The sequence below is a fragment of the Agrococcus pavilionensis RW1 genome, from assembly GCF_000400485.1.
GTDB lineage: Bacteria > Actinomycetota > Actinomycetes > Actinomycetales > Microbacteriaceae > Agrococcus > Agrococcus pavilionensis.
This window is the reverse complement of the sequence record NZ_ASHR01000031.1, coordinates 1-12,649: the sequence shown is the minus strand read 5'-3', so window position 1 is coordinate 12,649 and position 12,649 is coordinate 1. Positions and strand designations below refer to the sequence as shown.

Annotated in this window: 16 protein-coding genes and 1 tRNA gene; 9 read left to right on the top strand and 8 right to left on the bottom strand. The window is 72.2% G+C overall.

Annotated elements, in window-relative coordinates; genetic code table 11:
• Nucleotides 1-2: 2 nt before the first annotated feature.
• The 4 genes from L332_RS25920 to L332_RS30180 are packed head-to-tail and all read right to left on the bottom strand — an operon-like array spanning nucleotide 3 to nucleotide 1,304.
• Nucleotides 3-335: a hypothetical protein gene (locus L332_RS25920; protein ID WP_021011236.1), complete on the bottom strand. Its 333-nt coding sequence runs from the start codon at nucleotides 333-335 to the stop codon at nucleotides 3-5.
• Nucleotides 332-682: a hypothetical protein gene (locus L332_RS25915; RefSeq protein ID WP_021011235.1), complete on the bottom strand. Its 351-nt coding sequence runs from the start codon at nucleotides 680-682 to the stop codon at nucleotides 332-334. The genes L332_RS25920 and L332_RS25915 overlap by 4 nt, the downstream gene beginning before the upstream one ends.
• Nucleotides 679-1,104, bottom strand: coding sequence for an HNH endonuclease signature motif containing protein (locus tag L332_RS25910; protein ID WP_021011234.1), 426 nt, complete (start codon nucleotides 1,102-1,104; stop codon nucleotides 679-681). Before L332_RS25910 ends, L332_RS25915 begins: the two co-directional genes overlap by 4 nt.
• On the bottom strand, nucleotides 1,101-1,304 hold the full coding sequence (locus L332_RS30180) for a MerR family transcriptional regulator (RefSeq protein WP_144061082.1): 204 nt from the start codon (nucleotides 1,302-1,304) through the stop codon (nucleotides 1,101-1,103). Before L332_RS30180 ends, L332_RS25910 begins: the two co-directional genes overlap by 4 nt.
• An 89-nt stretch (nucleotides 1,305-1,393) precedes the next feature.
• Here L332_RS30180 and L332_RS25905 point away from each other — a divergent pair, with 89 nt between their 5' ends.
• Nucleotides 1,394-1,684, top strand: a complete 291-nt coding sequence (locus L332_RS25905; protein WP_021011232.1) for a helix-turn-helix domain-containing protein — start codon at nucleotides 1,394-1,396, stop codon at nucleotides 1,682-1,684.
• A 322-nt stretch (nucleotides 1,685-2,006) separates the two neighbouring features.
• Here L332_RS25905 and def read toward each other — a convergent pair whose 3' ends face one another.
• Nucleotides 2,007-2,570 (bottom strand): peptide deformylase, encoded by a 564-nt coding sequence (gene def / locus L332_RS25900; RefSeq protein WP_021011230.1) that lies wholly within the window; start codon nucleotides 2,568-2,570, stop codon nucleotides 2,007-2,009.
• A 41-nt stretch (nucleotides 2,571-2,611) separates the two neighbouring features.
• On the opposite strand from def, the gene L332_RS25895 reads away from it, so the two are divergent.
• The 5 genes from L332_RS25895 to L332_RS25875 all read left to right on the top strand — a co-directional run bounded on the left by L332_RS25895 (nucleotide 2,612) and on the right by L332_RS25875 (nucleotide 6,589).
• Nucleotides 2,612-3,553 carry a DMT family transporter gene (locus L332_RS25895; RefSeq protein WP_021011229.1) on the top strand — a complete coding sequence of 314 codons (942 nt, stop codon included), beginning with the start codon at nucleotides 2,612-2,614 and terminating at the stop codon, nucleotides 3,551-3,553.
• A complete protein-coding gene (locus L332_RS25890; protein ID WP_021011228.1) occupies nucleotides 3,550-4,749 on the top strand; it encodes a glycosyltransferase in 1,200 nt (399 codons plus the stop codon). The genes L332_RS25895 and L332_RS25890 overlap by 4 nt, the downstream gene beginning before the upstream one ends.
• A 27-nt stretch (nucleotides 4,750-4,776) precedes the next feature.
• Nucleotides 4,777-4,850 (top strand) — tRNA-Ile (locus L332_RS25885).
• 112 nt (nucleotides 4,851-4,962) lie between these two features.
• Nucleotides 4,963-5,418, top strand: coding sequence for a hypothetical protein (locus L332_RS25880; protein WP_021011227.1), 456 nt, complete (start codon nucleotides 4,963-4,965; stop codon nucleotides 5,416-5,418).
• Between the two features lie 145 nt (nucleotides 5,419-5,563).
• Nucleotides 5,564-6,589 (top strand): NADPH:quinone reductase, encoded by a 1,026-nt coding sequence (locus L332_RS25875; RefSeq protein ID WP_021011226.1) that lies wholly within the window; start codon nucleotides 5,564-5,566, stop codon nucleotides 6,587-6,589.
• A gap of 198 nt (nucleotides 6,590-6,787) precedes the next feature.
• Here L332_RS25875 and L332_RS25870 read toward each other — a convergent pair whose 3' ends face one another.
• A complete protein-coding gene (locus L332_RS25870) occupies nucleotides 6,788-7,489 on the bottom strand; it encodes a VOC family protein (RefSeq protein ID WP_021011225.1) in 702 nt (233 codons plus the stop codon).
• Between the two features lie 133 nt (nucleotides 7,490-7,622).
• On the opposite strand from L332_RS25870, the gene L332_RS25865 reads away from it, so the two are divergent.
• The gene (locus tag L332_RS25865) at nucleotides 7,623-8,462 is read left to right on the top strand and encodes a phosphatase PAP2 family protein (protein ID WP_021011224.1); all 840 of its coding nucleotides are present in this window, start codon (nucleotides 7,623-7,625) and stop codon (nucleotides 8,460-8,462) included.
• On the opposite strand, the gene L332_RS25860 is transcribed toward L332_RS25865, so the two are convergent.
• Nucleotides 8,413-9,777: an APC family permease gene (locus L332_RS25860; RefSeq protein WP_021011223.1), complete on the bottom strand. Its 1,365-nt coding sequence runs from the start codon at nucleotides 9,775-9,777 to the stop codon at nucleotides 8,413-8,415. The two genes, L332_RS25865 and L332_RS25860, sit on opposite strands and share 50 nt — an antisense overlap.
• Nucleotides 9,778-9,840: 63 nt before the next feature.
• On the opposite strand from L332_RS25860, the gene L332_RS25855 reads away from it, so the two are divergent.
• Nucleotides 9,841-10,914, top strand: a complete 1,074-nt coding sequence (locus tag L332_RS25855) for an alanine racemase (RefSeq protein WP_021011222.1) — start codon at nucleotides 9,841-9,843, stop codon at nucleotides 10,912-10,914.
• Nucleotides 10,915-10,919: 5 nt separating this feature from the next.
• Here L332_RS25855 and L332_RS25850 read toward each other — a convergent pair whose 3' ends face one another.
• A complete protein-coding gene (locus tag L332_RS25850) occupies nucleotides 10,920-11,738 on the bottom strand; it encodes an LLM class flavin-dependent oxidoreductase (protein ID WP_021011221.1) in 819 nt (272 codons plus the stop codon).
• A gap of 47 nt (nucleotides 11,739-11,785) precedes the next feature.
• Between L332_RS25850 and L332_RS25845 the strand changes: the two genes are divergently transcribed.
• A complete protein-coding gene (locus L332_RS25845; RefSeq protein WP_021011220.1) occupies nucleotides 11,786-12,622 on the top strand; it encodes a DUF1684 domain-containing protein in 837 nt (278 codons plus the stop codon).
• Nucleotides 12,623-12,649: the final 27 nt, after the last annotated feature.

Here is a 12,649-nt window from a genome sequence, read left to right as displayed (position 1 = left end):
CGTCACACCGCCCTCGGAGCACGGCGACCCGCAACCTTCAGCGCCGCGAGGAACACCGCCGCCTGCTGCCACGCCGTCCGCTCACCGATCGGCGACCGGAAGATGCGCGTCGCGCCCGACAGACGGTCGCGCAGGTAGACCGTCGATCCGTCCTGCTCGACCGACCATCGCCCACGACCGAGCCGCCGCACCTCAGCGCGAGCGATCAGCTCGTGCGCCTCGCACCGCGTCGACACCACGTAGCCGGCCCGCGGCATCCGCGGCCCCGTCACCACGAGCACCGTCCCGCCCTCCTCGAAGCGCATCGGGCGCACCGAGTAGCGACGGACGGTCACAACGCACCGCCCGAGAGGAGCAGCCACCACGCGGTCGCCGCGAACATGACCGGCCCGACGAGCCGAGCCATCACCCGATCGACATCCACGTGCTCGAGCGCGCGCTCCGCGCCCGCGACCACCGCCTCCCGCATGATGATGTGCGGCGGCTCCCCATCCGACCGGCGCCGAGCCGCGAGACGCACCTCACCGACCCGCACCTTCGCGACGTGCATCTCGTGATGCGACGCCGCCGCCTCCCGCGACATCTCCTGCCGCCACGACTTCCCGCACTCGCACCGCGCCTGCCACGCGCCGAACGGCTTGATCGACTTGAGCGTCAGCGCGTGACCCTGCGGCGTGCTCACGCGACACGCTCCCGGTAGCGACGCGACGCGGCCGCACGGCAGATCCGGCACGACCGCTCCTTGTGCGTGCCCCGATCGCGGACGACCAGGTTCGCCCCCGACAGAGGATGCCCGTGCACGCAATGCGTCTTCGCCCGCAGCCCGCGCCGCTGGTTCTCGCCCGCCGTGACCGGCTCGAGGTGCGCGGGGTTCACGCACCGCTTCGAAGTGCATCCGCGCGCCGCGACGTGATCGAGCGTCAGCCCGGCCGGGATCGGCCCGACGAGCGCCTCGTACGCGCGGCGGTGAGCAAGCACCGAGCTCCCGCGACCATCGGTCACCGAACCGTAGCCGCGCGACTGGATCGCGCCCTGCCACAGCCAGCAGTCACCGACGACCGCGACCTTCTCGGGCATGCTGTCCGGCAGATCGGAGACGTTCATCGCGTCACCTCGGCCGGCGCGTTCGTGAACGAGTCGATGCTCGTCGCGAGGTAGCGTCGGTGCCCGGAAGGGAGCCGGATGAAGTCGACCTGCTGCTTGTCGGCCATGCGCGTCAGCGTCTTCACCGAGACGCGGAGGCGGGCCGCTGCTTCGCCAGGAGCGAGGTAGTCCACCGCGTCCTGTCCTTGCCGTTCTGTCATGCCGACAAGGTGTCATGCCAAAACGGACTAGTCAACCCCTATCGGAAAAATCTCTTGCGCTTTGTCCGATTTGTCCCTACCTTGTCCCCATGAGTACACAACGGCAAGAGCAGGATGAGCCGCTCGACGTCCTCGTCGGGCAGCGCGTCCACCAGCTCATGTGGAGTCGGCGCATCTCGCAGACCGACTTCGCCCCGCGCCTCGGCTTCCAGCAGAGCTCGCTCTCCAAGAAGCTGCGCGGCACCCGTGGATGGTCACTCGACGAGACCGCGGCAGCAGCCCGCGCGCTCGGCACGACCGTCGCCTTCCTTATCGGAGAGACCGACGACCCCGCCCCGCGCGGTCGTCAGGAAGGCGACGGCATGGAACCGGCAGGTTGATGGTTCGAGTCCATCTCGGGGAGCGACAGGCCCTCACCCTTCGGGGTGAGGGCCTTCTTCGTGCGCGCCGGAGGCACTCAGCGGCGCCGGTTGCGGCCGCTGATCCACCCGAGCGCCGAGCTGAGGAGAGAGCCGCGTCCGCGAGCGCCGGCCGCGCCGCCCATGCCGGTCGAGCGCCTGCCGCGCGCAGCGCCACCGGTGCGGCGTCCCGAGACGGCGCTGCGGAGTCGGGAGAGGATGTTCATCGTGCACGCTCCTTCGTTGTCGGTGCACGGACCGTAGCGCCGTCGCCTGGAGGATCGCCGGGCGGATGGCTCGCCGCTCAGGCGTCGAGGTCGTCCTCGCCCGGCATCCAGCTCAGGCCCTCGACGCCCCACTTGTTGCGCTTGATCGCCTTCTGCACGCCCTTCGTGCCGAACGCATCCAACCGGTCGGCGTAGAGGATGCCGTCGAGGTGGTCGTACTCGTGCTGCAGGATGCGCGCGAGCCAGCCGGATGCCTCGAGCTCGTAGTGCTCGCCGTGCTCGTCCTGCGCGCGCAGGATCGCGCGCTCGGCGCGCTTGAGCGCGAAGCGCTCGCCGGGGATCGAGAGGCAGCCCTCCTCCTCGTCCTCCTCGGGCACGCCGATCGGGAGCGGCGAGATCCACAGCTCGGGGTTCGCGGCGACGCCGCGCGTGCGCACGCCCTCCGAGTCGGTCCAGTCGTAGACGAAGAGGCGCGTGCCGTGGCCGATCTGCGGCGCCGCGAGGCCGACGCCGGGCGCGGCCTCCATCGTCTCGAACATGTCGGCGACGAGCGTCCGGAGCTCCTCGTCGAAGTCGGTCACGGGCTCGGCGGCGGTGTGCAGCACGGGATCGCCCGTGATGCGGATGGGCAGAACGGTCATGTCCTCCAGGGTATCGGCGGCCAGAACGGTAGGTTCGCTAGGTGCTGTTCACCTCTCTCGACGACCTGGCGGCGGAGATCTCGCTCACGCCGATGCAGGCCCTCGGGATCCCGGTGGCGATCGTCGGCGCCGTGTTCCTCTCGGTCGGCACGCAGTTCCAGCACCGCGGCGTCGACCAGTTCGAGGGCGGCGACCAGCGCGGCGCGCACCTCGGCGGATCCGCGGTCCTGAAGCTGCTGCGGAACCCCGCGTGGGTGGTCGGCACGCTGCTGCTCGGCCTCGCGGTCGTCATGCAGCTCGGCGCGCTCGCGCTCGCGCCGCTCATCGTCGTGCAGCCGCTCGGCGCGGTCGCGCTCGTCGTCACCGCGGTCCTCAACGCCCGGCTCGCGAAGATCAGGCTCGACCACCTGACGATCCGCGCGATCGCCCTGTGCCTCGTCGGCATCGGCATCTTCGTCGGCGTCGCCGCGATCTTCGCCGTCGAGCGCCCCATCAGCGACCGGCAGCTGCTCACGGTGCTGTCGCTGCTCGTCGTCGGCCTCGCGGGCGTCGGCGTCGCGTGGTGGTTCTACCGCAAGCGCGCGAACGCGATCTTCTACATCGTCACCGCGGGCGTGCTCTACGGATTCGTCGTCACGCTCTCGAAGATCGTCATCAACCGCATCATCTCCGGCCAGTTCGAATGGCTCACGATCGTCTGCGGCATCGGCGTCGTGATCGCGCTCGTGGCCGGCAGCTACGCCGTGCAGCTCGCCCACGCATCCGGCCCGCCCGACCTCGTCATCGCCGGGCTCACGGTCGTCGACCCGCTCGTCGCCGTGCTCATCGGTGTCACGGTGCTCGGCGAGGCGGCCGCGACGCCGCCGTGGGCCATCATCGTCTTCGCCGCCGCGGGAGCGATCGCCGTCACCGGCGTGCTGCAGCTCGCGCGGCACCATCCCCAGATCCGCCCGCTCGCCGAGGCGCCCGAGGAGACTCCATGACCGACCGACCGCTTCGCGTCCTGATCGCGACGGACACCTTCGCGCCTGACGTGAACGGCGCCGCCAAGTTCACCACGCGACTCGCCGCCCGGCTCACGAGGCGCGGGCACGAGGTGCACGTGGTCGCCTCCTCGCTAGGCCGCGGCCGGCACGGCACGCACGTCGAGGAGCACGAGGGGGAGCGGTTCACGGTGCACCGGCTCCGCTCGCTGCTCTACCCGGGGCACGAGTGGCTGCGCTTCGCCGAGCCGTGGCGCATGTTCTCGAACGCGGCATCGCTGCTGGATGCGCTGCGCCCCGACGTCGTGCACTTCCAGTCGCACATCGTGCTGGGCCGGGCGTTCTCGATCGAGGCGAAGAAGCGCGGCATCCGCGTGATCGGCACGAACCACCTCATGTTCGAGAACCTCATGGACCACTCGAACATCCCGCGGGCGCTGCAGGGCAAGACCGTGGACTTCGCCTGGCGCGACGCGGCGAAGGTGCTCGGCCGCTGCGACGTCGTGACGACGCCGACGCGCCGCAGCGCCGACTACCTCGAGAAGATGACGGGCCTCACGGGCGTGCACGCGATCTCGTGCGGACTGCCGGGCGACGAGTACCTGCCGAACCCGGAGCGGCAGCACGGCCGCATCGTGTTCGTGGGCCGCGTCACGAGCGAGAAGCGGCTCGAGACCCTCGTCCGCGCCGTCGCCAAGCTGCCGGCCGACCTCGACTGGCACCTCGACATCGTCGGCGGCGGCGACCAGATCGACGAGCTCGCGGCGCTCGCGCGCGACCTGCACGTCGCCGACCGCGTGACCCTCACCGGCTACGTGAGCGATGAGGAGCTGCGCGAGCGCCTGCGCAGCGCCGAGGTCTTCGCGATGCCGTCGACGGCCGAGCTGCAGTCGATCGCGACGATGGAGGCGATGGCGACGGGGCTGCCCGTCGTCGCCGCCGACGCGATGGCGCTCCCGCACCTCGTGCGCGACGGTGCGAACGGCTGGCTCTTCCGGCCGGACGACGCCGCGGATCTCGCCGAGAAGCTCGAGCGCATCCTGCGCCTGAGCGACGAGGAGTACGGCAAGTACCGCCAGCACAGCCTCGAGATGGTCGCGCCGCACGACATCGAGACCACGATCACGGCGTTCGAGCGGCTCTACCGCGGCGAAGACATCCGCGATCCCGACACCCGCGTCGAGCTCAGCGACTAGGCTCGACCGGTCGGGCCTCGCGCCCGCGGGGCGGTAGCTCAGCTGGTCAGAGCAGGGGACTCATAATCCCTCGGTCACGGGTTCAAGTCCCGTCCGCCCTACGAGATGCATTCGGGCAGAGCCCGCGATGGGCGGCTCCTCGTGCAACACTCTCCTCGGAGCGACGAGCACCCCAGCGCGGCCGCCCGATCGTCCCTCTCGAGAGGCTCGTCTATGCGACGCACGCTCGCCGTGCTCACCATCAGCGCCGCCGCAGCGGTCGGACTCACCGGCTGCGTCATCATCCCGCCGTTCGCCGACCCGTTCAGCTACGGCTTCGTCGGCGGCTACGGACCCTACGACCCGTCGAGCGACGACGGGTTCGACCCGGCCGAGGAGGAGATGTACCAGGAGGAGCACCGCACGTGGGAGCGGGACTTCGCCGCCTCCGTCGCCGAAGAGCTCCGCCTGATCGGCTCGGAGCTGCCGCCCGCCGAGGGCGAGCCGATCGAAGTGTTCCGGCACGTCGTCATCGGCGCCGGCTACCAGTGGTGCGACCGCCTCTACATCGACGAGGAGCGAAGGGGCGACGCCGACGAGCACGCCGAGCAGGCTGAGCTCTACGGCTGGACCGCGGACGAGTACCGCGTCATCGCCGAGGCCGCGGAGACCGAGCTGTGCGGCATGTGATCCTGGGCCGGCACTGCGATCGCTGTCGCCGCGCCTCATCCGCGCACCTCTGCCCGACGCGCGGGCACTGAGCGGCGGACCTCTCCCACGGCGACCTGGCACTGGCCAGGGGAATGCTCGCGGCCGCTCGCACCTTGCACCCCTCATGCGCGCCATCGTCTACTCCCAGCCCGGACCCTCGTCCGTCCTCGAGCTCACCGACCGCGAGCCCGGGGTGCCGGGTGCGGACGAGGTGCGAGTCCGTGTCGCCGTGTCGGGCGTCAATCCGACCGACTGGAAGGCGCGCGCGGGCAGCAGGCCGCTCGAGTTCGCCGAGGTCGTCCCGAACCAGGACGGCGCCGGCGTCGTCGATGCCGTCGGTTCGGACGTCGAGGATCTGCAGGTCGGCGATCGCGTCTGGATCCACCTCGCCGCCCATCAGCGACCGACGGGGACCGCGCAGGAGCTCACGGTCGTGCCTGCAGACCGCGTCGTCCGCCTGCCCGACGGCATCGGGTTCGACGTCGCGGCGAGCCTCGGCGTGCCCGCGATGACCGCCCACCGGGCGCTCACCGTGCACGAGCTCGGGCCGGCGCGGCTCGCGCCCGGGGCGCTCGACGGGCGCGTCGTGCTCGTGCAGGGTGGCGCAGGCGCGGTCGGCCACGCCGCGATCCAGCTGGCAGCCTGGGCGGGCGCGACCGTGATCGCGACGGTCAGCAGCGACGAGAAGGCCGCGCTCGCGCGCGCGGCGGGGGCGCTCCACGTGCTGCAGTACCCGGATGACGAGCTCGCGGCCAAGGTGCGCTCCGTCGCTCCGGACGGCGTCGACCACATCGTCGAGGTCGCACCGGCGCAGAACGCCGCGCTCGACGTCGAGGTGCTCGCCAACCACGGCAGCATCGCGTACTACGCGAACAACAACGGCGACGAGTTCACTGCCCCGATCGCGGCGAGCTTCGCGAAGAACGCGCGCTGGCAGGGACTGCTGCTCTACACCGTCGGTCGGGAGGCGCTCGCGGCCGCCGCGGAGGACATCACGGCGGCGCTCGAAGCCGGCGCCCTTCCGGTGGGGGAGTCCGCTGGCCTGCCCCTCATGTGGTTCCCACTCGAGGAGGCCGCCGCCGCCCACGATGCCGTCGAGGGCGGCGTCACCGGGAAGGTGCTCATCTCGGTGGACGACGACCTCCGCTGAGCGAGCCGTCGCGGGTCCGGCCGCTCCGTGCGCGTCGGCGGCTCAGCGCGATCGGGACCTCGAGGGCGACGAGCGCTCGGGCGCCGGCGAGGCCCCACGGGGCACGGGCAGCTGCAGCTGGTGGGCTGACTCGAGCAAGCGGTGCAGCAGCTCGTCGAGCTTGACGTCGTCGCTCTTCGCGCGCGTCGCTCATCCTCGCTATCCCTGCTTGACGGCTGAGGGGTCGACGCAGACGACGCCCCGGTTGCCCTCTCGGTCGGCGATCACGGTGAGCCACGGAGCCTTGCTGTCGTCGACGACCGTCCCGCCGGCGGCGAGCGCGGCCGCGATCCGCTGCGGACCGACCTCCGGGGGTACGTAGACCTCGATGTGAAAGCGCTCCTGGTTCCGCTCCGCGCCGTCCCCGAACCACAGGTTCGGCACCCGTCCCGTGGGGTCGCGGATCTCGTCGCTCGGAGAGCCGAGGCCCCGCGCCGCCGGGTCGCCCGTCAGGAGCGCCGCCCACACCGGTGCGATCGCGGCGGAGTCTGCCGTGTCGAGTCCGAGCTCGATAGCCGTGACCGCAGCCGGGTCGGCCGTGAGTCCCTGCTCGGCCGCGATCTCGGAGATCCGCCGGGCGAGGTCGAGATCCTTCTGGGTCACCCACTGCACGACGTGCTCGCTGCCGGCGTCGTCGCGGTAGATCGCGTCGTCGCTGAGGAGCTTGAGGTCGACGTGCCCGTCGCCGAGGGCGACGCTCGGATGGTGACCGAGCGCATCCCCCGCGTCTCCGACCGCGACGAGGAAGCGCGCCCCGGCACCGAAGCCGTCGATGCGGTAGCGAGCGTGCAGCCCTTGCGCGAGCTTGCGCCAGTCGGCCAGGTCAGCGGCGGCGATCTCCTCGCCAGACAGCATGTCCATGCGACCTCCCTCGGTCAGCCGCAACGCTTGCAGAGCATAGCGGTCGGCGCAATCGCCTCTCGTGCACAGCGCCCCGGCAGGACGCGCGCGCTAGCGTCGGCGCACACGAGCGGGCGACGGCGAGGAGATCGACATGCGGGTGCAGGGCGCGCCGGACGAGCACGGCACCACGGGCGAGCGGGTCCACGACGCGGGCGAGCCGGAGGTCGAGCTCGCGCGCTCGAGCTCACCGATCGCGCGCGGGATCTCGGGCCTCGCCGCGAGGCTCGGCGAGCTCGTCGGCCCCTACGGCACGCTCATCCTCACGCTCGCGATCGGCGCGGTCATCGCGTTCGCGCTCGCCCTCGGCGCGGTCGGCGTCTACGACGCGGTGACCGACGAGGACGGCGTCGCGGGCATCGACCGCCCGCTGCTCGACGCGATCCTCACCATCCGGGATCCACAGGCGGATGCGCTCATCACCGGGTTCACGGACCTCGCGGGCACGATCGGCATGCCCCTCATCGCGATCCTGTCGCTCGTCATCCTGAGCCTGCGCCGCCGCTCATGGACGCCGCTCGTGCTCGTCGTCGCCGCGGGCGCGGGCTCGCTGCTCATGACGGTCGCCGGCAAGGTGCTCATCGGCCGCGACCGCCCGCCGCTCACCGACGCCGTGCCGCCCTACGAGGTCTCCGCCTCGTTCCCGAGCGGGCACACGCTCAACGCGGTCGCCATCCTCGGCGTCATCGCCTACCTGCTCATCCTCCGGCGCCGCTCCGCGTGGGCGAAGGCGGGGATCATCGTCGTCGCGGTGATCGCGTCAGTGCTCGTCGCGGCGAGCCGGGTCTACCTCGGGCACCACTGGGTGACCGATGTCGTGGCGGGCTGGCTGCTCGGCGCGGCATGGCTCGCGATCGTCATCACCGCCCACCGGCTCTACCTGCTCACTCGTCTCCGGCACGATCAGCAGCGGGCGCCGGCTGCGGCTTCGTGATGCCGAACCGCGTCGCCGCGTAGGCGACGAGGCCGACCGCGATCGCGATCGCGCCGAGCAGCCACACGTGCGGTTCCTGCTGCGTGAGCAGCAAGACGCACGACGCGATCCCGAGCACCGGCACGAAGGTCCAGACGCGGAAGTGGTCGCGCTCGACCTCCTCGCGCCGCAGCACGAGTACCGCGACGTTCGTGCTGAGGAAGACGAACAGCAGCAGCAGCACGACCGTCTCGGCGAGCGTGCCGAGGTCGCCGATGAAGGTGAGGCCGATCGCGATCGCGGTCGTCACGAGGATCGCGACCCACGGCGTGCGGCGCTTCGGCAGCACGCGGCCGAGCACGGAGGGCAGCAGGCCCTGCTCTGCCATGCCGTACGCGAGCCGGCTCGCCATGATCATCGTCAGCAGCGCGCCGTTCGCGACGGCGATGAGCGCGATCGCGCTGAAGAGCCAGCCCGGCACGGCGAGCCCGGTCGCCTCGAAGACCTCGAGCAGCGGCGCGCTCGAGTCGGCGAGCTCGTCGGCCGGCAGCGCGATCGAGCTCGCGAGCCCCACGAGGACGTAGACGACGCCCGCGACGATGAGCGAGCCGAAGAGGGCGCGCGGGTAGACGCGGCGGGGGTTCCGCACCTCCTCGATGACGTTCGCGGAGGTCTCGAAGCCGACGAAGGAGTAGTAGGCGATGATCGCCGCCGACAGGGTCGCGAGCGCCGGGTTGACGCCCTCCGGGAACTCGCCGATGCGCGAGACGTCGCCGCCCCCGCCGCCCATCATGAGCCCGACGGCGATGATGATGATGAGGAGGCCAGAGAGCTCGATGACCGTCATGACGACGTTGCCCGCCATCGACTCCCGGATGCCGCGCGCGTTGAGCGCCGCGACGAGCAGCAGGAAGATCGGCGCGGCGACCACCGCGGGCACCGGCACGAACTCGGCGAGGTAGTCGCCCGCGAACGCGAGCGCGAGCCCCGCGGCGCTCACGACGCCCGCGGCCATCATGCTGAAGCCCACGAGGAACGACACGATGGGGCTCTTGAAGGCGCGCTGCGCGAAGACCGCTGCGCCGCCCGCCTGCGGGTACTTCGTCACGAGCTCGGCGTAGGAGCCGGCCGTCAGCAGCGCGAGGAACAGCGCCACGATGAGCGGCACCCAGAGCGCCCCGCCGACCTCGGCGGCCATCGTGCCGGTGAGAGCGTAGACGCCGGCGCCCAGCACGTCGCCGAGGATGAACAGGAACAGCAGCGGCCCCGTGATGCCTCGCTTCAGCTTCGTGCTGATCTCGCCGTTCCTCGCCGCTGTCTGCTCGTCCAAGCTCATAGCCGAAGCCTAGGTCGGCGCCCCTGCGGGATCGCCGAGCGCGGCGGCCGATAGCCTCCAGGCATGGCACCCTCGACGCCCTACCTCGCGGTCGACCTCGAGCGGATGCAGGCGAACATCGCGCGCGCGGCCGAGGCCGCGACCGCGCGCGGCATCGCCCTCCGGCCGCACGCGAAGACCCACAAGACGATCGAGATCGGGCGGATGCAGGTCGCGGCGGGGGCGCACGGGCTCACGGTCGCGACGATCGGCGAGGCCGAGGCCTTCGCCGCCGCCGGGCTCGACGACCTCTTCATCGCCTTCCCGCTGTGGATCGACGGCAAGCGCGCCGCGAGGCTGAGCCACCTCGTCGCCGCCGGCGCCGCGATCTCGATGGGCGTCGACTCGGTCGAGGGCGCGGAACGGATGGCGCGCGCCGGGCTCGCGGGCCGGGTCGGGGCGCGAGTCGAGGTCGACGTGGGCCATCACCGCTCCGGATGCGCGCCCGAGCGCGCGGGGGACGTCGCGGTCGCCGCGGCGCGGGCGGGCATCGACGTCGAGGGCGTCTTCGCCTTCCCCGGGCACGCGTACGCGCCCGACGCTCGCGCTGAGGCCGCGCGGCAAGAGGCTGCGGGGCTCCGCGCGGCAGCGGACGCGATGCGCTCGGCGGGCCTCGAGCCGATGGTCGTCTCGGGCGGCTCGACGCCGAGCTTCGCGGCGGCGCTCGAGATCGATTCGCCCGTCACCGAGCTGCGGCCCGGCGTGAGCGTCTTCGGCGACGCGCAGCAGTGGGAGCTCGGCACGATCGACCCGACGGCGATCGCGCTCACCGCGCACGCGACAGTCGTCTCGCACGCGGGCGGCCGGATGGTGCTCGACGCCGGCTCGAAGGTGCTCGGCCCCGATCGCGCGGCGTGGGCGAGCGGCCACGGTCGCTTGCTCGACCACCCGGAGGCGCGCATCGCGCAGCTGAGCGAGCACCACGCCGTCGTCGAGCTGCCGGGCGAGCTCCCGCCCCTCGGCTCACGCGTGCGCGTCGTGCCGAACCACGTGTGCATGGCGGTCAACCTCGTCGACGAGCTGCACGTGTTCGACCGCGGCGACGACGAGCTGCCATCGACGCGCTGGCGCGTCGCGGCTCGCGGCCGCAACGACTGAATCGCTCAGACCGAGGCGCCGAGCGAGCCGATCGTCTCGGCGAGCCGGAGGATGCCGTCGCCGGCGTCGATGCGGCCGTCGGGGTCGAGTGCGAAGATCGGCACGCTCGTCGCGCCCGCGTCGGCGAGCGCGGCCGCGACGTCCGTCACCTCGGCCGCCGACGCATCCGCCCGCACGCCTCGGAACTGGACGACCCCGAACGGCGCGTCGAGCCCCCGCTCGGCGCGCACCGACCGGATCGCGTCAACCGCGGCACGGGTCGACTCCGGCGTCGCGTCGCCCGCGAGGATGACCCCGTCGCCGAGCTCCGCGGCGAGCGCGAGCGTCTTCGGCCGCTGCGCACCGAGGTAGAGGGGCGGGCGATCCGCGGGCGGCCAGCGCAGCCGCACGCGGTCGAGCTGCACGTAGCGGCCCTCGACGCTCACCTCCTCGCCCGCGAGCAGCCGCCGGAGGGCTTCCGCGTGCTCGCGCAGCAGCGTGAGCGGCGACTGGGCTCGCACGCCCGCCTGGCCCATCCACTCGAGCACGCCGTGGCCGACACCCGGCAGCACGCGACCGGGCGCCATGCGCTCGAGCGTCGCGATCTCCATCGCCGTGAGCGCGACCGCGCGGAGCGGCACGGGCATGAGCCCGATGCCGACGCGCACGCGCTCGGTCGCGGCGAGCAGCGCCGCAGCGGTCGCGGAGCCCGACTCGGCGAAGCAGTCCTCCCACACCCACAGCTCGTCGACGCCGACCGACTCCGCGGCGCGGCCGATCGGGACGAAGCGCTCGGGCGCCACGTCGGGAGGGATGATGAGGCTCAGCTGCGGCATCGCGTCCATGGCCCCACGGTAGGCGGTCGCGCATCCTCGATCGATAGGCTGGAGCCATGACCGACGCCGCCGTCACGAGCCCCGACACCACCGTGCCCGAGTCGCACCTCGCCTTCCGCCGCAAGCGCGACGCGAGCGTGCGCGGCCCGCAGGGCGCGGTCGCGCTCGTCACGACCGCGTGGGTCGCCGAGCCGACGGAGATCGAGGGCGTGCCCGGCACGTGGGCGCCCTCGCCCGCCGGTGACGGGCTGCAGGTGACGGCGGATGCGTCGGCCGAGATCGTCGTCGACGGCCAGGTGGTCGACGGGGCGGCGATGGTCTACAGCCACGACTCGATGACGCCGAGCTCGGTGCGCTTCGACGACCGTCGCACGGCATTCGTGATCGGGCCGGACTTCCACGGCCGCTTCGCGCTGCGCGTGTGGGACGCGGAGGCGGGCGACGAGCGCGGCTTCGACGGCATCTCGACCTACGACTACGACCCCGCGTGGGTGAAGCACGGCACGTTCGAGCCCGTCGAGGGCGGCGTCGCGTTCGAGTACGGCAAGTCGCAGGGCGGCTCGATGCGGCAGGGCGTCTCTCCCGGCACGATCCGCTTCGAGCACGAGGGCGCGGAGGTCGAGCTCGTCGCGCTCCCGGACGGCGACAGCCTGCAGATCGTCTTCGCCGACGCGACGACGGGGGCGGCGACCTACGACGTCGGCCGCTTCCTGTTCGTCAAGCCGCGGCACGACGGCACGGTCGAGCTCGACTTCAACCGCGCGATCGTGCCGCCGTGCGCGATGAGCGACCAGTTCAACTGCCCGCTGCCGCCCGCCGGCAACCGCCTCGCCTTCCCGATCGAGGCGGGGGAGCAGCGGCCGATCTTCGCGGACTCCGCGCCAGCCGAGTAGCGGTCGCGCGCTCCGCCGGCTGAGCAG